Origin of the sequence: Nocardia sp. NPDC004151 (assembly GCF_042874235.1) — a bacterium.
In the GTDB taxonomy this organism is placed as follows: Bacteria; Actinomycetota; Actinomycetes; order Mycobacteriales; family Mycobacteriaceae; genus Nocardia.
In genome coordinates this window covers 728,927-751,018 of record NZ_JBIAMR010000002.1, presented here as the reverse complement: position 1 = coordinate 751,018, position 22,092 = coordinate 728,927, and the positions used below count along the sequence as shown (strand labels likewise).

Sequence of the window (22,092 nt, the reverse complement as noted above, 5' to 3'; positions counted from 1 at the left end):
ATGGTCAGCTCCACCGTTCTCGCGTTGTTCTGCCACCGGCAGCTCCGTGAATCGGGCACACCGGGGTTGTCGAGCTTCGTCTTGGAAGCGGTGTTCAGGCCCGCGGCCGAGATCGCGGCATCCGACAGGCCGCACGGATTCCAGAGGGCGGGTGGGGTCGACTCCGGAATCGGGGTCGGAGCCTTCGAGGCGGTATCGACATCGGGGCCGGCCGGGGCCGTGAGGCTCGGGGTCGCGGCGCCGACGGTCGCGTTCGCCGTGGTGACGGTGACGCTCGGCGATGGCCGGTCGACCACCGTCGCGTCATCGCAGCCCGCGAGCAGCAGGGCCGAGCATGAGACCAGGACTCCGATGACGGAGGTTCTCGCGGACATTCAGGAAACCCTTTCCGATTCGGTTGCTTTCATGAGCGCGGTGGCGATCACCGCGATCGCCACCGCGATTCCGGCTGCCATGACGAAGACCCGGCCGTAGGCCGCCGCCGAGCCCGCGATCGTCGCGAATACCGCCAAGCCGATCGCCCCGCCGACCTGATTGGCGGTGCCCGCCAAGCCGCCGACTATCCCCGCATCACCGTCCGGCGCGTCCGAGGTGGCCACGGCCATGAGAGTCGGGAACGTCAGGCCGATGCCGACGGCGATGAGCAGCGTCGGGCCGAGAACGCCGAGGAGATAGCCGCTGTCGGTGCCGGCGCGGGTCAGCCAGGCGAATCCGACCAGGAGGCAGGCACTTCCGGCCAGGATCTGCGGGCGGGCGCCGGTTCGCGGGAGCAGGGTGGCGGACACTCGCGCGAACACCAGGAACGTCACCGCGGCGGGAGCCTGTCCGAGCCCGGTGCGTAATGCGCTGTAGCCCCACACGTTCTGAAGCAACAGCGAGGTGAAGTACCACATGGCGATGCCGATCGCGCCGAACAACAGCAGCAGGGTGTTGCCGACGGCGACCGGCCGAATCCGGAACAACCGCAGCGGCACCAGCGGCCGGGCGGCGAAACGCGCTTCCACCGTGAGGAAGACAATCAGCAACAGGACGCCCAGGGCGACCGGACCGGCGACCACACCCGACAGCCAGCCGTGATCGGTGCTGCCCATGACACCGAAGATGACGGCGGCGAGCCCGGCGGTCCCGGTGACCGCGCCGAGGAGGTCCAAAGATTCTCGGTGGCCACGGCGTCCATCGGTCAACGACAGCAGGGCCAGTCCGGTCAAGGCCACACCGATCGGCACGTTGATGAGGAAGACCCACCGCCACGACAGCCCGGTGGTGATGGCCCCGCCCGCCAGCGCACCGGCCATTCCGCCGATCCCGCCCGCCGCCGACCACGCCCCGAATGCCCGTGCACGCGTGCGGGTCTCGGTGAATTCGGTGTTGATCACCGCCAGCGTCGCGGGCGCCAGCAGCGCCGCCCCGATCCCCTGCGCGAACCGAGCCGCCACCAGCAGCTCCGCCGCGGTGGCGACGCCGCCGATCAGACTCGCCGCAGAGAACACCGTCAGCCCGATGATCAGCATCCGCCGCTGACCGAACAGGTCCGCGGCGCGACCGCCGAGCAGCATGAACCCGGCGAAGGCGAGCAGATAGCCGTTGACCACCCAGGCCACGCCCGTGGCACTGAATCCGAGATCCCGCTGCACGGAGGGCAGCGCGACATTCACGATGGACGAGTCCAGGATGACCATGAACTGGCAGGCGCAGACCAGCGCCAGGATCAACCGCGCGCGCCCGGAATGCGTTCCATCCCTTGATGTGTCGGCACTGGTGTCGGCGAAGGCGTTCATTCCCGACCCACCAGGACGCCGGTGTGCAGCCGCGCCGCGATCCGGGCCAATCGTGTCCCCTGGTAGGCGGCGGCCTCCAGCGCGGCCTCGTCGGGCCCGTTACCGTCCGGTCCGGTGACATACGAAGTGCCGTAGGGATTTCCGCCCGCCGCGGAGACCGCCGGATCGGTGAATCCGGGCGGCACGATGAGCGCACCCCAGTGGTAGAACACGTTGGCCAGGGACAGAATCGTCGCCTCGCTGCCGCCGTGCCGGTTGAAGGCCGAGGTGAAGGCCGTGATCGGTTTGTCGGCCAGCGCGCCCTCGCGCCACAGGCCGCCGGTCTGGTCGATGAACTGTTTGAGCTGTGCGGCCGGTGCGCCGAACCGCGTCGGCGTCCCGAACGCGAGCGCGTCCGCCCACGCCAGGTCCTCGAGCGAGGCCTCGGGGACCGATCGCGTCGCATCGGCGTGCTTGCGCCACAGCGGGTTCTGATCGATCGCCGCGGCGGGTGCGAGTTCGGCGACGCGGCGCAGGCGCACCTCGGCTCCGCCCGCTTCGGCTCCCGCCGCGACGGCCTGCGCGAGGGCGTGGACGGTTCCTGTCGCGCTGTAGTAGATGACGGTGACCTTCACGAGCATGGCGACTCCAGGATTGCTAGAATTAGTTATTCGCATAATGTTATGCGGATAACTATCCTGTCAAGGAGACCCGTGGACTTCGAGCAAGCCGATGCCATCAACCAGGCCATACGCCTGCTGACCCTGCGCCACCGAGCAAGGGCCGCAGCGCTATTGGCGCCGCTGGGGCTACATACCGGGCAGGAGGCGCTGTTGCTCGAGCTCGCTCGGAGTGGGCCGATGATTCAGGCGCAGTTGAGTGGCGCGCTCGGGTGCGAGCCGCCCAGTGTCACGTTGATGACGAAGAAACTCGAAGCGTCCGGACATGTTCGGCGGGCGCCCGCGCCGAATGACAAGCGGGCCAGTGTCGTCGAACTCACCGAGAGTGGGCGGGAGCTGACCGAGAAGGTGAAGCGGCTGTGGCGGGATCTGGCCGAGGAGACCGTGGCCGGACTGCCGGAGCGAACCGTGGCGGAACTGCCCGCGCTGTTGGCGACCCTGACAGGGAATGTGGACAGCGGGCAGCGGTGACGAGCAGGGACCGCCCCCGCTCGATACAACGGTTCTCGTACCTAGTCGGTCATGGTGGTGACTCGGCCGTCCTGGTCGATCTCGGTTCGGCGGTCCTGGGTGGGGGCGGTGGCGAGGACGGTGGCCAGGACCGGGCGGCCCAGGGGCAGGACTCGGATGGTCACCCGGCCCGCGTTGGTCGCGTCCAATTCCTTGGTGGCGGCATCGATCACGCGGCGGCGGACCCATTCGGGGACTCCGGCGAAGCCGCCGTCGTCGAGGAGGATCACTTCGACGCCGCGGCCGCGGGCGCCGCGGGCGGCGCCGCTGAGTTCGTCGGTGACCAGTTGGGGTGCGCGCAGGCCGTCGCGGAGTTCGGCCTCAAGCAGGCGGCATTCCTCGCGTTCGGCGGCGGTGAGCTGCGCGCCGTCGGCGATGCGCTCGAGGATCGGGCGGGCCACGCGGTCCAGGCGGGCGAGCTGGCGGGTGCGTTCGCTGTCGGCGGCGGCCATGGTGGCCTCGGCGGTGGCGCGCATGAGGGCGTCCTCGCGCAGGATGCGCAGCGAGCGCTGCATCGGGCGCATGATGGCGGTGAAGACCGAGATGGCGGTGATGGTGCCGACCGGAACCATGGAACCGATCAGAGTGCCCGGATCCAGGTGCGAACCGCCCAAGCCGAGAGTGACCAGGACCGCGGCCACGGCGATGACACCCGCCCACGCGGTGCGAACCCGCCCGCGCAGCACCAGGACTCCGAGCACGTAGGACGAGGCGAACGCCGACCACACCGACTCGTGCGGCAGATCGCGCACCGGGGTCATGACCGTCAGGGCGGTCGCGATCGGCGGCACGGCGGCCCCGTACAGGGCGACCGGAATCGGCAGCGGGTCGACCGGGATCGCGGTGACCAGCGCGCCCGCGCTGAGCATCAGCACCAGTGCGGCCAGCGCCGCCCACAGCGGGGCCTGCCCGAAATTGCGGGCCATGTACAGCGCGATGACGGCTTCCAGGATGAGCAGGAACCACCACGCGGTACTGCCCCGCAGCCCGAGCAGATCGCGCAGCCCGAAGCGGGGGTCCAGGTCGATGCCGTCAGCGCGAGCCATCGCCACCCCACACCAAGGTCACGGTGGTGCCCTCGCCGGGCTGGGATTCCACGAACGCCGAGCCGCCCGCCAGCTGGCGCATGCGGCCCAGGATGCTCATGGAGATGCCGAGCCGATCGGCGGACACGGCGGCCAGGTCGAATCCGGCCCCGTTGTCGCTGAACACGATCCGGATGCTGCCCGCGCTGACGGTGGCGGTCACGGTGCGCCGCACCTCGCGGCCCGGGACCGCGGCGTGGCGCAGGCTGTTGCGCACGGCCTCGGTGAGCGCGGCGGCGATGGTGCTGGCCGAATGCACCGGCATGCGCAGGTCGTCGAAGCCGGGCCAGGTGCGGGTGGCGAAGCGGATGCTCGGATTGATCTCCTGCACCGCGGCGCGCAGGAACAGCAGCGCCGAACGGGCGTCGAGCAGGTCCGGATCGCGTTCCGCGCCACGGTATTCGTCGAGTTGTTCCAGGGTGCGCTCGGCCTGCCGCCGCACCACATCGGATTCGGCGCCGGCGCGCGAAGCCTCCAAAAGCGTTGAGAGCACGGCGTCGTGGATGAGCGCGGCGAAGCGCGAGCGTTCCCGGTCGCGCGCCTGGGCGGCGGCCTGGGCGGCGGCGCGGCGGCTGGCGATGGCGGATTCGCGGTCGACGCGGGCCGCGGCGCCCACGGCGGCGGTACCGCACCACAGGAACAGGGCGGCCAATCCCGCCGAGCGCAGGAAGTTCTCGATGATGTGCTGCGGGGTCACCTCGCCGACCGTGTACACGGTGGCCAGCGCCGCCGACGCGGACGCGGCCAGCAGATAGACCAGCGTCGTCCGGCCCGACCAGGCCAGCACGCCCGCGCTCACCGCGAGCGCGGTCACCCGGTACGGCCAGATATTGGTGGCGTCGACGGTGTGCGGGGCGAACCCGAGCGGGATGGTGGCGAGCGCGCCGAGGAAACTGACCGCGGCGCAACCACACACGAACTTGATGGCCTTGGTCCCCGATACCGCCGACACCACGCCGATGATCGGGTACCAGCCGAACACGAGCGCCATCGCGGCCACCGACCACCACACCGACGCGTAGCGGCCCTGTTCGGCGACCTCCGGCAGTTCGCCGCCGCCGATGATGGCGCCCGCGATGCCGATGGAGATGCCGAGCCGACGCATGATGCGGTCGTAGGCGGCGGTAGCCGGATCCTCGGTCGCCTTCACGCGGGCACGCACCCGCCGGGTGAGCGCCGCGAGCGAGGGCATGGACCGGGGAGCGGCCGTCGAGTCGAGGGCGCTCGTGGCGGTCATGCCCGCGGACTCCGCTCCGGAACGGGCAGCCACCCGTCCTCGACGGCCCGCTTGTAGAGGTCGGTCTTGGTCGGGGCCGGGCGTCCGGCGTCGGCGTACTTCTGCCGGATGCGGCCCAGATAGTCGTTGACGGTCTGCTCTGACAGCCCGGTCATGCGGGCCACCCGCGACGCCTTCTCCCCCGAGGCGTACAGCTGCAGCACCTGCTGCTGACGCGGGCTCAACCCGACGTCCTGCAATTGCGGGTCGCCGTCGATGGCCGCGGCCCAGTCGGTGGTGACCACCTGTTCGCCATGCGCGGCCCGGCGCACCGCGGCGACCACGGTCGCCGCGTCCTCGGACTTGCGCACCACACCCAGCACGCCCGCCCGGGCGGCCGATCGCACCAGGAACGGATTGTCCGCCCCGGTGAACACCAGCACCTCGATCCCCCGCTCGCGCAGCGCGCGCACATTGTCATCGGGCGAGGAGCCGTCGGTGAGCCGCAGATCCAGCACCACCAGATCCAGTTCCGGCCCGGCCGCCAGCAGTTCCGCGACGGTTCCCGCGGTGATCACCAATTCCAGATCGGCTTCCGGGGCCAGCATGGCCGACAACCCCAGCACCACCGATTCATGGTCCTCGACCAGCCCGATACGGCGTGTCCCCGACTCTTGCGCCTCCACGGCGGCCGTCACCTCTTCCCACACTCATATTGAGCGTTCCCGGAGAACGCCCCCTCGAGTATGACCGGACCACCCGCGAATGTGTCAGACACCAGAATTCGGGGGCACCCGAGTCTCACTCCATCAATCGCGCCGCGACGGTCGCGCCCAGCTCCCAGCACCGCTCGATATCGGACTTCTCGGGCTTGCCCGAAATGATCACCGGCGCGGCCGCTTTCTCCCACCCCAGCCCGGTGGTCGCGCTCTCGACGCTGCGTTCCGCGCCCTCGGTGCCCTGGTTGCCGTGGATGTAGAGCCCGTACGGGCGACCCTTGGTCGAATCCAGGCACGGGTAGTAGAAGGTGTCGAAGGCGTGTTTGAGCGCCCCGCTCATGTAGCCGAGGTTGGCCGGGGTGCCGAGGAGATAGCCGTCGGCGGCGAGGACATCGCTGGCGGTGACGCCGAGCGCGGGGCGGCGGATCACCTCGACGCCCTCGATCTCCGGATCGGTCGCGCCCGCCAGCACCGCCTCGAACATCTCCTGCATGAACGGCGACGGGGTGTGGTGAACGATCAGCAGTGTGGGCACGGTGCGAGCCTACGATCCCTGGCCGCGATAGGGGTCGACCACGACGTGGACCAGGCGCAGGGCGGTGGCGACGGCGTGGTCGGCATCGCCCTCGGCGAGGCCGAGCACCGGGTCGAGGCCCTGGACGTGCGGGGCGAGGGCGATCTGCGGCAGCAGCAGTAGGAGCAGGGCCAGCAGCGCCTCGGTGTCGGTGCCGGGGCGCAGTGCGCCGGTGGCGACCCCGGCGTCGAAGAGGGGACGCAGGACCGCGAGGTAGTGGACGTTGACCGATTCACGGACGGCGGTGCGGGCGACGGGGTCCGGCTCGAGGTTGGCCGCGGCGGTCATGGCGCGTTCGAGCGGGTGGTCGTAGAAGTAGCGCACCCACGCCTCGAGCAGGGCTTCGAAGGAACCGAAGAAGTCGGTGTCCCAGCGCAATTCGCGCACCACCGCCTCCATGCTGGCGCACGTCGCGCCGCGCGCCGACCACGGCTTCGACGTGACGATCTCGACCGGCGAAACCCTGCGCTACAACGCGGTGCTGGTCGCCAACGGTCACCACTGGGATCCCCGCCTGCCCGAACCGATGTTCCCCGGCGCGGGCGAGTTCCGCGGGCAGCTGATGCACTCGCACGCCTACACCGAGGAAGCGCAGCTGACCGGGAAGCGGGTGGTGGTGCTCGGGATCCGCCATGGACATCGCGGTGGACGCCTCGTATCACGCCGAGCAGACCTATCTTTCGGCCCGCAGCGGCGTGCACGTGATCCCGAAGTACGTCTGGGGCCGCCCCTACGACCGCCTCGGGGCCGCCGAGTGGTTCCCGTCGTTCCTGCGCTGGCCGTTCGCGCGCAGGCTGATGGCCGCGGCCACCGGGCCGATGTCCCGCTACGGGCTGCCCGAGCCCGATCACAAGTTCGCCCAGGCGCATCCGACCATGTCCAGCCGTATCCTCGACCGGCTGGCGCACGGCGCGATCACGCCGGTCCCGAACATCGATCACTTCGACGGCGACGAGGTGGTGTTCACCGACGGCCGCCGGGTGGCCGCCGACCTGGTGGTGTTCTGCACCGGCTACAAGATCAGCTTCCCGTTCTTCGACCACGACTTCCTCGACCCGTCCGGTGACAATCGAATCCGCCTGTACCGGCGCGTGTTCCATCCCGAGGTGCCGGGCCTGTACTTCGTCGGCCTGGTGCAGCCGCTGGGCGCGATCATGCCGATCGCCGAACGCCAGGCCCAGCTGATCGCCGACCACCTCCAGGGCCGGTATCACCTGCCCAGCGCCGCCGACATGGACAGCGAGATCGCCGCGCACCGGCGCGGCATCCAGCGCCGCTACGTCGCCTCCAAACGGCACACCATCCAGGTCGACTTCGACGACTACATGCGCGATCTGCGCCTGGAGCGTGAACGCGGCGCACGCCGGCCCGCCGGGCTGTCGGCCGCCGACCACCCCGCCCGCCGCGCCGCCGAGGTGGTCGCGCGATGAGCGGAAACCACACGGGCGCCACCACATACGACGTGCGCTTCCCCTCCCGCAACGGCGACCACTGCGCCGCGACCCTCTACCTGCCCGAGCCGCGCCCGGGCACCCGCCCGCCGGTGGTGGTGATGGCGCACGGACTCGGCGCGATCCGCGCCATGGGCCTGGGCGCCTATGCCGAGCGGTTCACCGCCGCCGGGTACGCCTGCCTGGTGTTCGACTACCGCCACTTCGGCGACAGCGACGGCGCGCCCCGCTATCTGCTCTCGACCCGTGAACAGCGCGCGGACTGGATCGCCGCACTGTCGTTCGCCCGGCACCTGCCCCAGGTCGACAATGCCCGGATCATCGCCTGGGGCACGTCCTTCGGCGGCGGGCATGTCATTCACACCGCCGCGAAACGCCCGGCCGGACTGGTCGCGGCGATCGCGCAGTGCCCCTTCACCGACGGCGTCGCCTCCACCCTCGCGGTGTCGCCGATCAATTCGGTCAAGGCCACCGCCGCGGGCGTGCGCGATGTCGCGGCCATGCTGCTCGGTCGGGAACCGCACATGATCACCACCGCCGGGCCCGCGAACGGCACCGCGCTGATGACCGCGCCCGACGCCGAATCCGGTTATCTGGCACTGGTTCCGCCCGGCGCCGACTTCCGCAACGAGGCCGCGGCCCGGGTGGTGTTCGACATCCTCACCGATCGGCCCGGCCGCCACACCGGACGCATCCGGGTGCCGATCCTGTTCTCGGTGTGCGAAACCGATTCCGTCGCACCGGCGAAACCCACCCTGCGCTACGCCGCGCGGGCACCGCGCGGCGAGGTCCGCACCTACACGGACGGTCATTTCGACATCTATCGCGGTGCGGCCTTCGAGCGGGTGATCACCGATCAGCTCGCCTTCCTGCGCCGCCATGTCCCGATCACACCGGAAGGAGACACCCCATGACCGGACGCATCGTGCTGCTGGGCGCGACGGGCTACACCGGCGACCTGGTGTTGCACGCACTGCTGCGCCGCGGCATCGAACCGGTTCTCGCCGGGCGCCATCGCGCGGCCGTGCAGGCGCTCGCCGAACAGGCGGGCGGCCTGGAATTCGCGGTCGCCGACGCCTCCGACACCGCGAGCATCACCGTGCTGCTGAGCCCGGGCGATGTGCTCATCACGACCGTCGGCCCCTTCGAACGGTTCGGCTACCCGGTCGCGGAGGCCGCCGCACTGGCCGGAGCCCACTACATCGATTCCACCGGCGAGGTCGGTTTCGTCCGCGAGTTGCAGGGCCGATTGAACGGCGTCGCGCGGACCAACGGCTCGATCATGTTGCCCGCCTTCGGCTACGACTATGTGCCGGGCGTGCTCGCCGGGGCGCTGGCCGCGCTCGAAGGCGGGACCGCCGTGCGGTCGATCGATATCGGCTACTTCGCGACCGGCCCACTGTGGCGAGGTCTGAGCCAGGGCACCCGCACCACCATGCGCGACGGCGTGACGTTGCCCTCGGCGCGACGACTGCGGGGAGTTCTGGTGGAGGAACGCACGGCATCCCGGGTGCATGCCTTCCCGGTGCGAGGTCGTCGCAAGAACGCCTTTCTGGTCTCGGGCACCGAGGTGCTGCACCTGCCCGCCGCCTTCCCGACCGTCGAGGACGTCAGTGTCTACAACGGCTGGTTCCCGGCGTTGAGCCGGGCGGCCACACTGTTGTCGAGGTTCGCCGCCGTGGCGACTCGAGTCCCCTTGGGCCGCACGCTGATCGATGCCTCCACGCGGCCGGTGATCGGCCCGCCCGGCGGACCCGACGCCGCCGAACGCGAGCGCACCCGCTCCCATGTGGTCGCGGTCGCCACGGGCCCGAGCGGCCCGCTGGGCGAGGTCCATCTCGAAGGTCCGAGCATCTACACCCTCACCGGCGAGCTGATCGCCTGGGCCGCAGAGCAACTCACGTCCGGTGCGGGGCGCACCGCGGGCATCGTCGGCCCGATCGAGGCCTTCGGTCTCGACGGATTGCGCGACGGCTGCGCAGATATCGGCCTGACCCCGGTGTGATCGATGAGCCCCGACGAGCAGGCGCTCATCGATCTCGCCCTGGTCTGGCAGCCGTTCGGCGGCCCGCCCGCCGGGGAGATCCTCACCACGCTCGGGCTCAGCGCGCCCGAGTTCCGGGCCCGTATCCGCCGGATCCTGGCCACCCGGGGCACCCGCGTCGAGGAGCCGATGCGCCGGCACGCGCGGGCGGTCCTGCGTTCGTACCTCCACGACGCGGGCCGCCCGTGACGCGTACCGATCGAATCACTGAATCTCGTTGCCCTGCAGGGCGATCTCGCGTTCCTTGGCTTCCGCGGTCGCGCGCGGATTGTCGATGGTGACGGGTTCGTCGCCGAGTTCGGTGTGGGATTCCATGGAGTAGAAGCGGACTTCGTGACCGTCGGGGTCGCGGAGTTCGGGCAGGATCCAGCCGAGGCTGGCGCGGTGCACCCCGGCATGGGATTCACCGAGGCCGTTCAAATGCCGTGCCAGCGTTTCCAGGGCCGCTCGATCCGGGACGCCGATCGAGAAGAAGTCGAATCCCGCGGAGGCGGCGGCCATTTCGGGATGCAGGCGCAGGCCGAGCATCGGTCCGCCGGCGGCGTGGTGCAGGACGGCACCCCTCAGGACGCCCTGCTCCTGGAATTCGAGGCCGACGGTGTAGCCGAGGCGGCTGCAGTACCAATCGATGGACCGTGCCAGATCCGACACGGGAACTTTGAGGTGATGCACCCCGGCGAGTGTGGGGATCATCGCTGCTATCCTTTGCAGTATCGATGTATTTATGCAGTATCACTGTAGTGATGCAGTTAGGATGCAGCAGTTGAGTTCGGGTGTCAAGAAGTCGTCCCCGCTGTGGGACGCCCGCAAGGCCGAGACCGAGCGCAAGATCCTCGACGCGGCCCGGCGGCTGTTCATCGCCGACGGCTACGCGGCGACCTCGCTGGCCGCGGTCGCCGATGCCGCCGAGGTGGGTTCGCGCACGGTCTACCTGCGCTTCGGCTCCAAGGCCGAACTGCTCAAACGCACCATCGACGTGGCTATCGTCGGCGACACCGAGGACGTCGACCTGGCCCACCGCGACTGGCACATCCGGGCCGGGACCGCGCCCACCCTGCGCGAACGCGTCACCGCCTACGCCCAGGGCGCGCGGCAGCTCATGGAACGCGCGGCGCCGCTCATCGCGGCCGCCGTCGCCGCCGAGGCCAGCGAACCGGTCATCGCCGAGGCCGCCCGGGCCGGACGCGCCGCCACCCAGCAGCATGTCGCCGAGCTGTGGCAGCGCATGCGCGCCGACGGACTGCTGCATCCCGAGGCGGATCTCGACTGGATCATCGGAACGGTCGGCCCGCTCGCCCAGGCCGACACCTATAACCTCATGGTCAGCACCCTCGGCCTGGATGCGGACGGTTACCAGCGGTGGCTCTACGGCACCTGGATGCGTCTGGCCACGACGCCCTCGACGCTTGCGGAGGCCTGATGAAGATCGCCCACACCATAGGGGTCGCCGTGGGCCTGGCCCTGATACTGATCGGATTGTTCCGGCTGTCGCTGCCCGTGGAATGTGACGGTCACTCCATGAACATCGGTCAGGTCTGCCATGAGACCAGCAAGGGCCGCCCGGTGGTGCGGAGCTACGACGAGCAACGCTCCCTGCGCGATTCGATCACGGGATTCCTGGTCGTCGGCGGCGTGATCGTGGCGGCCGGGTCGGCGGTGCTGCTGCGGCGGACGCTGCGGGCGGACTGAGCACGGGCGCGCCGAGTACACACCGTGCGGTCGCGCGGCGGGCACACTGGTAGCCATGGATCCTGTCGTCGCGCTCCGCATGATCGCGTTCTTCAAGGACCGGGCCCGCGAGGATTCGCGGCGGGTGATGGCTTACCGCAATGCCGCCGACATCGTCGAGGCCCTCGACGACGCGGAGCGGGAGCGGCTCGGCCGCACCGGAGATTGGCAGTCCCTGGCCGGGGTCGGGCCCAAGACTGCGGCGGTGATCGCGCAGGCGTGGGCCGGTCGCGAGCCGGACACGCTGATCCAATTGCGCACCGCGGCCAAGGATCTCGGCGGCGGTGAGCTGCGGGCCGCGCTCAAGGGCGATCTGCACGTGCACTCGAACTGGTCCGACGGGTCGGCGTCGATCGTGGAGATGATGGCCACCGCGCAGGCCCTGGGCCACGAATACTGCGCGTTGACCGATCATTCCCCGCGGCTGACGGTGGCCAACGGCCTCTCGCCGGACCGGTTGCGGCAGCAGCTCGAGGTGATCGACGAACTGCGGGACCGCTTCTCCCCCATGGTCATCCTGACCGGCATCGAGGTCGACATCCTCGACGACGGCAGCCTCGATCAGGAGCCCGAACTCCTCGACCGCCTCGACATCGTGGTCGCCAGCGTCCATTCCAAGCTGAAGATGGACGCCGCCGCCATGACCCGCCGTATGGTCCGCGCGGTCTCGGGCGGCCGCGCCACCGTGCTCGGCCACTGCACCGGCCGCCTGGTCGAGGGCAATCGCGGCACCCGGCCCGAGTCGAGTTTCGATGCCGCGCAGGTCTTCTCGGCCTGCCGCGACCACGGGGTCGCGGTCGAGATCAACTCGCGCCCCGAACGCCGCGACCCACCGACCCGCCTACTGAAACAGGCCCTCGAGCTCGGCTGCCACTTCTCCATCGATACCGACGCCCACGCGCCCGGCCAGCTCGACTTCCTCGGCTACGGCGCGCAACGCGCCCTCGACAACGGCGTCCCCGCCGACCGGATCATCAATACCTGGCCGGTGGACAAGCTCCTGGCGTGGGCCTCGTCCTGAGTGCGCTCAGTCGACGGTCGGGATCGCGCCGCCATCGATGCGAAGGTTCGCGCCGCTGATCGACGCCGTGTCCAGTCCATCGCGGTCACGGCCTTCCGGAACCGGGTGTGGCGCGGGATATCTCGCTGATTCGTGGCGAGGATACCCGGCGCCTGACAGTTGCCCCGTCACGCGATGTCGCGCCCGCGAGCACCCCGGCCGCGGGCGAGCATCGTGTCTAGGCGGTCACCCGCTGCCGACGGCGCAGGACGGTCGAGGCCACCGCCGCGACCACCGAGAGGGCGGCGAGCCCGGCGAAGGCGAGATGGTAGCCGGACACCGGTGACCACCCGGAAGCCGTTGCGCGGGACAGGATCACGGCCACCAGCGCGACCCCGACCGCGCCGCCGACCCGCTGCATGATGTTGACCAGCGCCGTGGCGTCGGGCAACTGCTCGCGCCGGACCGCCGCGTAGGCCGCGGACACCAGTGGCATCGCGCCCACCGCGGTCGCCAATCCCGCCGCGAACAGCAGTGATTGGACGAGGAATCCGTTGGCGTCGACCGGCAGGAAGGCCAGCGGCAGCACGGTGGCGGCCACGGCCAGGTTGCCGAGCACCGCGACGCTGCCGCCGCCGAAGCGGTCGGTCAGCCTGCCACCCAGGGGCAGCATGATGACCCCGCCCAGCCCGAAGCCGAGCAGGCTCACGCCGGTGCGGACCAGCCCGGTGCCGTGCAGTTCCTGGAAGTACAACGGCAGCAACACCATCACGCCGAACATGGCTCCCCCGGCGAAGAACCCGGCGCTGGTGGCCGCGCTGAAGCCGGGGTTGCCGAACAGCCGGATGTCGAGCAGCGGCAGCGTGTTCCGCAGCGCGCGCACCAGGAATCCGGCCAGCCCGGCCAGGCCGAGCAGCACCGGCAGCCACACCGACAGCGAGGTCACCGACCCGGTCACGCCGACCTCGGACAGTCCGTAGACCACCGCCGACACGCCGCCGCCCGCAAGCACCAGCCCGAGCACGTCCAGCGGCCGCGTGGCCGTCCCGCTGCTGCGCGGCAGGTAGCGCAGGCCCAGTGCCAGCCCGATCAGGCCGAACGGAATGTTGATGAGGAACAACCACTCCCAGCTCCAGTGCGCCAGCAGGAGCCCGCCGATGGTCGGCCCGATCGCGGGCGCGCCCACGACGGCGATGCCGACCACGCCCATGACCCGGCCCATGCGCTGCGGCCCGGCAGCCTGGCCCAGGATGGTCTGCCCGGCGGGGATCATCAGCCCGGCGGCGAGCCCTTGCAGGATGCGCAGCCCGATCAGCCAGCCCGCGTCGGGCGCGAAGGCGCACGCGGTCGAGGTGAGGGTGAACGCGATCAACGCCCAGAGCCAGAGCCGGGTGACGCCGACGCGCCGCGCGAGCCAGCCGCAGACGGTGAGTGAAACCCCCAGGGCCAGCAGGTATCCGCTGGCGACCCACTGGATCGTGGCCAGCGACGCGCCGAGGTCCGCGCCGATGGTGTGCAGCCCGATATTGACCAGCGAGGTGTCGAGCATCCCCATGACCGCGCCGAACACCACCACGCCGGCGGTGCGCCAGACATGCGCGGGGATCTGGCCGGAGTCGGCGGGGGTGGCGCCGGAGTCGGTGGCGATGGATGTCCCGGTGTCCGAACGCGTTTGCGTCATCGGACCCCTCCTTCAATTGTTGATGAGCAACTCAATTGCAGAGAGTAACAATGATTGAGCTACTCAACAATAGATAGAATCGGCGGGTGACCGACGAACCCTCCGCCGCCGCGGGCGTCCACCCCGCCGGGCTGCTGCGGCACCCGACCTACGCCCTGGGCAAGCTGCACAAGGCGATGCACGCCGAACTCGGGACGCCGCTGCGCGAGCACTGGGTGCTCACCTACCTCGCCGAGCGCGCGGAACCGTCCCAGCAGGAGATGGCCAATGTGCTCGAGATCGACCGCAGCGAGGTGGTGCGGCTGATCGACAGCCTGGAGAAGGCCGGACTGGTCACCCGCAATCGCGATCCCGAGGACCGTCGGAAATACCGTTTGGCTATCACCGCGGCCGGGAATCGGGTGCGGGCCGAGACCGACGCGCGGATCGCCGCGGCGACCGATGTGCTGCTCGCCCGCCTGTCCCCGGCGGAACGGGAAACGCTGCACCGGCTTTCACTCAAGGCGCTGGGCTACGACGCCGACGAGATCTGACCCACACCGGGGGGCTTGCGGTGACGGTCTAGGGTTGGGGCGTGCCTTCTCGCGCCCGCCTACCCCGTTTGCCCCAGCTCAACCCGCCGCTGGACGTCCGTCGCGGCTACTCCCAGCAGGAGATCCTCGGCGAGATGCGCCGTCTGATCCTGGAGGGCAACCTGCCTCCGGGCACCGGCCTGCCCCTGGGCGAGCTGGCCCGTTCCTTCGAGGTGAGCGCGATTCCGGTGCGTGAGTCGCTGCAGACGCTGATCGGCGAGGGCCTGGTCGAGCATCGGCCCAACTTCGGGTACCAGGTGACCCTGCTGACCGCTGACGAGCTGCGCGAGCTGTACGTGGTGCGCGAGCGGCTGGAGTCGGCGGCGCTGGCCGCGGCGGTGCACAACGCGACCGAGGCCGACCACCAGTTGGCCCGCGAGATCCACGCACGCCTCGAGCAGGCGGTACTCACCGAGAACGCGGTGGCCTATCACCGCGAGACCCGCAATTTCCATCTGGCACTGGTACGTCCGTCGGGTATGCCGCGGGTGGTGCACATGCTGGAATACGCCTGGAACATCACCGAGCCCGTGCAGCCCATGGTGCACGTGACGACGATGGACCGCGTGGTGCTGCACGCCGATCACTCCAAGCAGTTGCAAGCCTTCCTCGCAAGAGATGCTGAAGCGTTGCTAGCGGCGACCGAAGGGCATCATGCACGATTGAACGGTGTGCTCGCGCATCTCCCGAAGGACACCGGACTTTTCGCCGAACCAGCAGGTGAAGAAGATATATAGGCCCTGAACCAGGGGTTACGGAACATATATCGTTCAGGCAATAATCGGGCAATGCCTGTTGGATAGCCTTCGCACACTCGTCTCAATCAACGGGACACCACGACACGATGGGATGTGCGAAATGCCCGATACCGTTGCGCCGGCGGCCGGGAGTTCGCTCGCCCCGGTCCCGCCCGCGCCGGAGCCCCCGGCCTCGCCCGCCCCCGCGTACGACCCCCGGCTGGTCAACGAGGACCTGGCGCCGCTGCGGAAGCAGACCTGGGGCACGTACAACATCTTCGCGTTCTGGATGTCGGACGTGCACAGCGTCGGCGGGTACGTCACCGCGGGCTCGCTGTTCGCGCTCGGGCTGCACAGCTGGCAGGTGCTCGTCGCCCTGGTCGTCGGCATCACCATCGTGTACGGCCTCTGCAACCTCGTCGCCAAGCCCAGCCAGGCCACCGGCGTCCCGTATCCGGTGATCTGTCGCAGCGCCTTCGGTGTGCTCGGCGCGAACGTCCCGGCCATCATCCGCGGCCTGATCGCGGTGGCCTGGTACGGCATTCAGACCTTCCTGGCCTCGGCGGCCCTGGATGTGGTGCTGATCAAGCTCTTTCCGGGCCTGGCCCCCTACGCGGCCGAGGCCGACCACGGCTTCCTGGGCCTGTCCGCGCTGGGCTGGGCCTCCTACCTGATCCTGTGGGTGCTGCAGGCCGCGGTGTTCTGGCGCGGCATGGAGTCCATCCGCAGGTTCATCGACTTCTGCGGTCCCGCGGTCTACGTGGTCATGTTCGTGCTGTGCGGCTACCTGATCCACAAGGCGGGCTGGCACGGCATCGACCTGAACATGGGCAAGGCGGCCACCCACACCGGCTGGTCGGCGGTGCCGGTCATGCTGGGCGCGATCGCGCTGGTGGTGTCGTACTTCTCGGGCCCGATGCTCAACTTCGGTGACTTCTCCCGCTACGGGCGCAGTTTCGCGGCGGTGAAGAAGGGCAACTTCCTGGGCCTGCCGGTCAACTTCCTGGTGTTCTCGCTGCTGGTCGTGGTGACCGCCTCGCTGACGATTCCGGTGTACGGCGAGCTCATCACCGATCCGGTCGCCACGGTGGCGCGCATCGACAACACCTTCGCGATCGTGCTGGGCGCGCTCACCTTCACCGTCGCGACCATCGGCATCAATATCGTCGCGAACTTCATCTCCCCCGCCTTCGACTTCTCGAACGTGAACCCGCAGAAGATCAGCTGGCGCACCGGCGGCATGATCGCCGCGGTCGGGTCGGTGCTGATCACCCCCTGGAACCTGTACAACAACCCGGACGTCATCCACTACACCCTGGAAGTGCTGGGCGCGTTCATCGGACCGCTGTTCGGCGTGCTCATCGCCGACTACTATCTGGTGCGCCGCCAGCGGGTGTTCGTCGACGAGCTGTTCACCATGTCCGAGCAGGGCACCTACTGGTACCGCAAGGGCTACAACCCGGCCGCCATCGTGGCCACCGCGCTCGGCGCGATCGCCGCGGTGATCCCGGTGCTGACCGCCGGCGACGTGCCCGGCATGTACACCGCCGCCCAGTACAGCTGGTTCATCGGCTGCGCCCTGGCCCTGGTCGCCTACCACGTGCTGGCGTTGCGCGGCCCGCTGCAGATCGACGCCTCCCGCCACGTCCCGTCCTTCGAGAACCGGTGATTTCCATGCGCATTCGAGTCATCAATCCCAATACCACCGCGGCCATGACCAGCCTGATCGAGGCCAGCGCCAAGCTGGTGGCCGCGCCCGGCACCCTCGTCGAGGGCGTGAATCCGACCATGGGCCCGGCCTCCATCGAGAGCCACTACGACGAGGCGCTGGCCGTGCCGGGCCTGCTGGCCGAGATCGCGCGCGGCGAGGCCGAGGGCGTGGACGGCTACATCATCGCCTGCTTCGGCGATCCGGGCCTGGACGCCGCCCGCGAGCTCGCGCGCGGCCCGGTGATCGGCATCGCCGAGGCCGCCATGCAGTACGCCAGCCATCTCGGGCGCAAGTTCAGCGTGGTCACCACGCTGGGCCGCACCGCGGGCCGGGCCTGGGATCTGGCCGAACGCTATGGGATGGAACGGTTCTGCGCGAACGTGCACGCCTGTGAGATCCCGGTGCTCGAACTCGAGGATCCCAAGGCGCGCAAGGTCATCGCCGACGCCTGCCGTGACGCCGTGGCCGCCGACGGCTCCGACGCCATCGTGCTCGGCTGCGCGGGCATGGCGGATCTGTGCGAGTACCTGACCGACGAGGTCGGGGTGCCCGTCATCGACGGCGTCGCCGCCGCCACGCTGACCGTGCAGTCGCTGGTCACCATGAAGCTGCGTAAGTCCGGCCGCGGGGAATTCGCGGCCCCACTGCCGAAGCGGTATGTGGGATTGCTCGCCGATTTCGGCATCGAGGAGAAGGAGGCCCGTGCGTGAGGGTGCCACCGGAGACATTGAACGGCATCGAATCCCGTGTGCGGGACGTGGATTCGGAGCTGCTGCGGCGCTATCCGGGTGATCGCCCGGGACAGCCGGTGCACACCGCGTACGCCTCCGGCGCCGACGCCTCGATCGATCTGCCCGGCCAGTGGGGCGCGGCCGCCATCGAACTCGCCGAGACCCAGCGCGACCTGCTAGTCGAGCTGGCCGGCGCCGACGTCACCGAGCGGGTCTTCACGGTTCTTCGCGAGCGGCCCATCCAGGACCTGCGTTTCGATTTCGAGGACGGCTACGGCACCCGCGGCGACGAGGTCGAGGACCGCGACGCCCTGCACGCCGGTGCGGTGCTGAAAGCCCTTGCCCCCGAGGTCGTCTCGCGCGGCATCCGCATGAAGGGCTTGACCTCCCTGGAATGGGCGCGCGCCGTGCGCACCCTGGAGAAGGTCCTCGAGGGCGCGGGCGGGGTGCCCGAGGGCTTCGTGTTCACCGTCCCCAAGATCCGCCACGTCGAGCAGGCCGACATCACCGTGGACCTGTGCGAGGCCGTCGAAGCCGCGCACGGCCTCGCCGCCGGATCGCTGAAGTTCGAGCTGCAGATCGAGAGCCCGCAGGCCATCGTCGCCGCCGACGGCGCCTCCCCGGTCGCCCAGCTGATCCAGCGCTCGGCCGGACGCTGCACCGGATTGCACTACGGCACTTACGATTACAGCGCAGCCTGCGGGATCGCACCCAAGTTCCAGTCGCTCGAGCACCCGGTCGCCGACCACGCCAAGGCGGTCATGCAGGCCGCCGCGGCCACCACCGGCGTATGGGTGTGCGACGGTTCCACCCAGGTGCTGCCCATCGGCACCGACGCCGAGGTGCGCGCGGCGGTGTCGCGGCACTTCCGCCTGGTCAGCCGCTCGCTCGAGCGCGGCTACTACCAGGGCTGGGACATGGGCGCGGGCCACCTGGTCACCCGCTGGCTGGCCACCTTCGCGTTCTTCCGCGAGGGCCTGGGCATCGCCGCCCCGCGCATCGGCCGCTACCTGGACCGCCAGGGCGGCGCGGTGATGGACGAACCGGCCACCGCGCAGGCGCTGGCGACAGTGGTGCTGCGCGGACTGGAGTGCGGCGCTTTCGATCCCGCCGACGTGATCGCGATCGCCCCCAAAGCCTCTGTCGAGGTATTGCATCAATTGCGAGAAAGGAAGATCCCGGCGCTATGAGCGACGCTGATTTCACGCTGCTTCCCGATCTGGCCGTGCGCACCCTGGGCGGTGCCGTGCTGTGGGCCGACGACGAGTCCTTCGCCGAGCGGGAGAACCTGATCCGGCCCGAGGCGGCCACCTACTCCCCCGCCACCTTCGGCCACAAGGGCCAGGTCTACGACGGCTGGGAGACGCTGCGCCAGCGCGGCGAGGACGGCGGCCACCCGCCCATCGACGCCTGCCACACCGCGATCATCCGACTGGGCGTGCCCGGCGTGATCAAGGGCGTCGTGGTGGACACCGCGTGGTTCAAGGGCAACTACCCGCCCGAGGTGTCGGTGGACGCCATCGCGATGCCGGGCCATCCGTCGGTCGACGAGCTGGTCGCCGCCGAGGGCTGGACCACCCTGGTGGACCGCGCCAAGGTGGACGGTGATTCGGAGAACCCGTTCGGGGTCGACTCCTCCCAGCGCTTCACCCATGTGCGCCTGCGCATGTTCCCCGACGGCGGCATCGCCCGCCTGCGCGTGCACGGCGTCGCCAAGCCGGATCCGGCCTGGCTCGAAGCGGGCCCGTTCGATCTGGCCGCGATCGAGAACGGCGGCCTGGTCGCCGACTGCTCGAACCGCTTCTACTCGCACCCGCAGAACGTGCTCATGCCCGGTCGCGCCCGCAGCATGGGCGACGGCTGGGAGACCGCGCGCCGCCGCGACAAGAACACCAACGACTGGGTGCTGGTGCGGCTCGCCGAGGAAGGCGTGATCACCGCCGCCGAGATCGACACCTCGTACTTCCTGTTCAACAGCCCGGGCGCGGGCTCGCTCACCGGCATCCGCGCCGACGGCACCGAGGTCGAACTGCTGGGGCGCACCCGCTTGCAGCCCGACACCCGCCACCGCTTCCTGATCGACGCCGCCGACCCGGTGCTCTCGGTCCGCCTGGACGCCTACCCCGACGGCGGCCTGGCCCGGTTGCGGCTCTACGGCACGCTCACCGACGGAGCCCGCGCACGATTGCGTGCCGAGCTGGACAATGAACGCGCATGAGCGATTTCGACCTGAACTACCCGCGGGACATGGTCGGCTACGGCCCCCACCCGCCGCATCCGCAATGGCCTGGCAATGCGAACATCGCCGTCAACTTCGTCCTCAACTACGAGGAGGGCGGCGAGAACAATGTGCTCGACGGCGACGCGGGCTCGGAGACGTTCCTGTCGGATATCGTTCCGGCGGCGTCGTTCCCGGACCGGCACATGTCGATGGAGACCATCTACGAGTACGGCTCGCGGGCCGGACTGTGGCGGGTGCTGCGGCTGTTCGAGAGCCGCGGCGTGCCGCTGACCATCTTCGGGGTGGCACGGGCGCTGGAACGCAACCCGGAAGCGGTCGCGGCGTTCAAGCGGCTCGGTTACGACATCTGCTCGCACGGCCTGCGCTGGCTCTCCTACCAGAGCGTCGACGTCGAGACCGAGCGCGCGCATCTGGACGAGGCGGTGCGGATCATCACCAAGCTCTTCGGTGAGGCGCCCAAGGGCTGGTACACCGGCCGCGACTCGCCGCGGACCCGCGAACTGGTGGTGGAGCACGGCGGATTCGTCTACGACTCCGACTCCTACGCCGACGACCTGCCCTACTGGGTGAAGGTCGGCGACCGGGACCACCTGGTGCTGCCGTACACCCTCGAAACCAACGACATGCGGTTCTCCTCCCCCGCCGGATTCGCCAACGGCGAGGAGTTCTTCACCTACCTGAAGGACGCCTTCGACGTGCTCTACGCCGAAGGCGAGGCGGGCGCGCCGAAGATGCTCTCGATCGGCCTGCACTGCCGCATCGCGGGCAAGCCCGCGCGGGCGAAGGCGTTGGAGCGCTTCGTGGATTACGTGCGATCGCACGACAAGGTGTGGCTGGCCCGGCGCATCGACATCGCCGAGCACTGGCAGCGGGTACACCCCGCCTCCTGAACGCGAGACAGGAACGCGGCCCGGAACCACCAGGTTCCGGGCCGCGTTCGGTTCGTCACGCGAAATCGCTCAGAGCGTGCCGTTCTCGATATCGGCCTTCACCGCTTCCTGGGAGGCGAGGTGCGCGGCCACGCCGTTGTCCGCGGTGAAATCGATGAGCGGCTGATCGGCGACGAAGGTCAGGTGCTCGTTGACCGTGGTGGTGCCGTCACCGTTGTCGGTGAAGGTGACCACCTGATGGGTGGTGACATTGGGGATGTCCCAGGTGTCGGAGGTGTAGTAGTTCTGGTCCGGATACAGGCGCTGCTCGGCCTGGGTGTGGCCGGGGAAGGTGATCGGCCCCATCGGAATGTCTTCCAGCGCCGTGAAATCGGTGACGCGCACGCCGTCCTCGTCGCAGGTGCGGTGGACGATGATGTCCTTGAGGAAGGAGTGGCGGCCCAGGCCGTTGCGGAAGTCGGTGTACACCGACCACACCTTGTCCAGCGGGGCGTCGATGGTGATCGGCAGATCCACCTCGCGCACCGCCCGCGCGTCGGCCGGATTGCGCTGCTCGGCCTCGTAGATCGACCAGCTGAGCTGCCATTCGAGTTTGTAGTCGTTCTCCGACTCGATACAGGACGGCGCGGTGTCCGCGCGCGCCACCGCCGATACCGCCGCAGGCGACCCCATCGTCGCGCAGGCGATGGCCAGCGCATAACCCACCGTGAACCTCACCCGGCGGACTTTACTCCGGTCGCAACCTACCGGCAGGTTTCCTGCGA

At 69.6% G+C, this 22,092-nt stretch carries 25 protein-coding genes and 1 pseudogene; 16 read left to right on the top strand and 10 right to left on the bottom strand.

Annotation, left to right across the window (positions count from 1 at the left end):
* Positions 1-474, top strand: a complete 474-nt coding sequence (locus ACFYTS_RS07260) for a hypothetical protein (RefSeq protein ID WP_387301986.1) — start codon at positions 1-3, stop codon at positions 472-474.
* Here the strand turns inward: ACFYTS_RS07260 and ACFYTS_RS07255 are convergent.
* Both ACFYTS_RS07255 and wrbA read right to left on the bottom strand, forming a co-directional pair.
* Positions 375-1,778, bottom strand: coding sequence for an MFS transporter (locus ACFYTS_RS07255; RefSeq protein WP_387301984.1), 1,404 nt, complete (start codon positions 1,776-1,778; stop codon positions 375-377). The genes ACFYTS_RS07260 and ACFYTS_RS07255 overlap by 100 nt on opposite strands.
* Entirely contained in the window at positions 1,775-2,398 is a 624-nt protein-coding gene (wrbA, locus tag ACFYTS_RS07250; RefSeq protein ID WP_387301982.1) for an NAD(P)H:quinone oxidoreductase, read from the bottom strand. The genes ACFYTS_RS07255 and wrbA overlap by 4 nt, the downstream gene beginning before the upstream one ends.
* 72 nt (positions 2,399-2,470) lie before the next feature.
* On the opposite strand from wrbA, the gene ACFYTS_RS07245 reads away from it, so the two are divergent.
* Positions 2,471-2,908, top strand: a complete 438-nt coding sequence (locus ACFYTS_RS07245; protein WP_387301980.1) for a MarR family winged helix-turn-helix transcriptional regulator — start codon at positions 2,471-2,473, stop codon at positions 2,906-2,908.
* A gap of 41 nt (positions 2,909-2,949) precedes the next feature.
* Here the strand turns inward: ACFYTS_RS07245 and ACFYTS_RS07240 are convergent, their stop codons facing one another.
* The 5 genes from ACFYTS_RS07240 to ACFYTS_RS07220 all read right to left on the bottom strand — a co-directional run bounded on the left by ACFYTS_RS07240 (position 2,950) and on the right by ACFYTS_RS07220 (position 6,940).
* Complete coding sequence (locus ACFYTS_RS07240) at positions 2,950-3,993, bottom strand: hypothetical protein (protein WP_387301978.1); 1,044 nt, start codon at positions 3,991-3,993, stop codon at positions 2,950-2,952.
* Positions 3,980-5,269: an ATP-binding protein gene (locus ACFYTS_RS07235; RefSeq protein WP_357281013.1), complete on the bottom strand. Its 1,290-nt coding sequence runs from the start codon at positions 5,267-5,269 to the stop codon at positions 3,980-3,982. Before ACFYTS_RS07235 ends, ACFYTS_RS07240 begins: the two co-directional genes overlap by 14 nt.
* Positions 5,266-5,934 (bottom strand): LuxR C-terminal-related transcriptional regulator, encoded by a 669-nt coding sequence (locus tag ACFYTS_RS07230; protein WP_387301976.1) that lies wholly within the window; start codon positions 5,932-5,934, stop codon positions 5,266-5,268. The genes ACFYTS_RS07235 and ACFYTS_RS07230 overlap by 4 nt, the downstream gene beginning before the upstream one ends.
* A gap of 115 nt (positions 5,935-6,049) precedes the next feature.
* Positions 6,050-6,502: a flavodoxin family protein gene (locus ACFYTS_RS07225; RefSeq protein ID WP_357281016.1), complete on the bottom strand. Its 453-nt coding sequence runs from the start codon at positions 6,500-6,502 to the stop codon at positions 6,050-6,052.
* A 9-nt stretch (positions 6,503-6,511) separates the two neighbouring features.
* Positions 6,512-6,940: a hypothetical protein gene (locus tag ACFYTS_RS07220; protein WP_387302099.1), complete on the bottom strand. Its 429-nt coding sequence runs from the start codon at positions 6,938-6,940 to the stop codon at positions 6,512-6,514.
* Here ACFYTS_RS07220 and ACFYTS_RS07215 point away from each other — a divergent pair.
* The 4 genes and pseudogenes from ACFYTS_RS07215 (at position 6,939) to ACFYTS_RS07200 (ending at position 10,225) form a co-directional block, all read left to right on the top strand.
* Positions 6,939-7,971: pseudogene (locus ACFYTS_RS07215) on the top strand (flavin-containing monooxygenase). The gene ACFYTS_RS07220 and the pseudogene ACFYTS_RS07215 sit on opposite strands and share 2 nt — an antisense overlap.
* Complete coding sequence (locus tag ACFYTS_RS07210) at positions 7,968-8,906, top strand: alpha/beta hydrolase (RefSeq protein ID WP_387301974.1); 939 nt, start codon at positions 7,968-7,970, stop codon at positions 8,904-8,906. The pseudogene ACFYTS_RS07215 and the gene ACFYTS_RS07210 overlap by 4 nt, the downstream one beginning before the upstream one ends.
* The gene (locus ACFYTS_RS07205; RefSeq protein ID WP_387301972.1) at positions 8,903-9,997 is read left to right on the top strand and encodes a saccharopine dehydrogenase family protein; all 1,095 of its coding nucleotides are present in this window, start codon (positions 8,903-8,905) and stop codon (positions 9,995-9,997) included. The genes ACFYTS_RS07210 and ACFYTS_RS07205 overlap by 4 nt, the downstream gene beginning before the upstream one ends.
* A gap of 3 nt (positions 9,998-10,000) precedes the next feature.
* Positions 10,001-10,225, top strand: a complete 225-nt coding sequence (locus ACFYTS_RS07200) for a hypothetical protein (protein WP_387301970.1) — start codon at positions 10,001-10,003, stop codon at positions 10,223-10,225.
* 15 nt (positions 10,226-10,240) lie between these two features.
* Here the strand turns inward: ACFYTS_RS07200 and ACFYTS_RS07195 are convergent, their stop codons facing one another.
* Positions 10,241-10,729, bottom strand: a complete 489-nt coding sequence (locus ACFYTS_RS07195; protein ID WP_357281031.1) for a VOC family protein — start codon at positions 10,727-10,729, stop codon at positions 10,241-10,243.
* Between the two features lie 70 nt (positions 10,730-10,799).
* Here ACFYTS_RS07195 and ACFYTS_RS07190 point away from each other — a divergent pair, with 70 nt between their 5' ends.
* From ACFYTS_RS07190 to ACFYTS_RS07180, 3 genes are read left to right on the top strand one after another with little or no spacing between them, the layout of a single operon-like run.
* Positions 10,800-11,456: a TetR/AcrR family transcriptional regulator gene (locus ACFYTS_RS07190; RefSeq protein ID WP_387301968.1), complete on the top strand. Its 657-nt coding sequence runs from the start codon at positions 10,800-10,802 to the stop codon at positions 11,454-11,456.
* Positions 11,456-11,725 carry a hypothetical protein gene (locus ACFYTS_RS07185; protein ID WP_387301966.1) on the top strand — a complete coding sequence of 90 codons (270 nt, stop codon included), beginning with the start codon at positions 11,456-11,458 and terminating at the stop codon, positions 11,723-11,725. The genes ACFYTS_RS07190 and ACFYTS_RS07185 overlap by 1 nt, the downstream gene beginning before the upstream one ends.
* Positions 11,726-11,780: 55 nt before the next feature.
* Entirely contained in the window at positions 11,781-12,785 is a 1,005-nt protein-coding gene (locus tag ACFYTS_RS07180) for a PHP domain-containing protein (RefSeq protein WP_387301964.1), read from the top strand.
* 217 nt (positions 12,786-13,002) lie between these two features.
* Here ACFYTS_RS07180 and ACFYTS_RS07175 read toward each other — a convergent pair whose 3' ends face one another.
* A complete protein-coding gene (locus tag ACFYTS_RS07175) occupies positions 13,003-14,445 on the bottom strand; it encodes a DHA2 family efflux MFS transporter permease subunit (RefSeq protein ID WP_387301962.1) in 1,443 nt (480 codons plus the stop codon).
* A gap of 86 nt (positions 14,446-14,531) precedes the next feature.
* On the opposite strand from ACFYTS_RS07175, the gene ACFYTS_RS07170 reads away from it, so the two are divergent.
* From ACFYTS_RS07170 to puuE, 7 genes are all read left to right on the top strand, one after another.
* On the top strand, positions 14,532-14,978 hold the full coding sequence (locus ACFYTS_RS07170; RefSeq protein ID WP_357281045.1) for a MarR family transcriptional regulator: 447 nt from the start codon (positions 14,532-14,534) through the stop codon (positions 14,976-14,978).
* 41 nt (positions 14,979-15,019) lie between these two features.
* Entirely contained in the window at positions 15,020-15,754 is a 735-nt protein-coding gene (locus tag ACFYTS_RS07165) for a GntR family transcriptional regulator (protein WP_387301959.1), read from the top strand.
* Between the two features lie 121 nt (positions 15,755-15,875).
* The gene (locus ACFYTS_RS07160; RefSeq protein ID WP_387301957.1) at positions 15,876-17,423 is read left to right on the top strand and encodes an NCS1 family nucleobase:cation symporter-1; all 1,548 of its coding nucleotides are present in this window, start codon (positions 15,876-15,878) and stop codon (positions 17,421-17,423) included.
* Between the two features lie 5 nt (positions 17,424-17,428).
* Positions 17,429-18,175 (top strand): aspartate/glutamate racemase family protein, encoded by a 747-nt coding sequence (locus tag ACFYTS_RS07155; protein ID WP_357281049.1) that lies wholly within the window; start codon positions 17,429-17,431, stop codon positions 18,173-18,175.
* On the top strand, positions 18,172-19,386 hold the full coding sequence (locus ACFYTS_RS07150) for a DUF6986 family protein (RefSeq protein ID WP_387301955.1): 1,215 nt from the start codon (positions 18,172-18,174) through the stop codon (positions 19,384-19,386). Before ACFYTS_RS07155 ends, ACFYTS_RS07150 begins: the two co-directional genes overlap by 4 nt.
* A complete protein-coding gene (gene alc / locus ACFYTS_RS07145; protein ID WP_387301953.1) occupies positions 19,383-20,414 on the top strand; it encodes an allantoicase in 1,032 nt (343 codons plus the stop codon). Before ACFYTS_RS07150 ends, alc begins: the two co-directional genes overlap by 4 nt.
* Complete coding sequence (puuE, locus tag ACFYTS_RS07140) at positions 20,411-21,328, top strand: allantoinase PuuE (RefSeq protein ID WP_387301951.1); 918 nt, start codon at positions 20,411-20,413, stop codon at positions 21,326-21,328. Before alc ends, puuE begins: the two co-directional genes overlap by 4 nt.
* A gap of 69 nt (positions 21,329-21,397) precedes the next feature.
* Here puuE and ACFYTS_RS07135 read toward each other — a convergent pair whose 3' ends face one another.
* A complete protein-coding gene (locus tag ACFYTS_RS07135; protein WP_357281059.1) occupies positions 21,398-22,045 on the bottom strand; it encodes a hypothetical protein in 648 nt (215 codons plus the stop codon).
* Positions 22,046-22,092 lie beyond the last annotated feature (47 nt).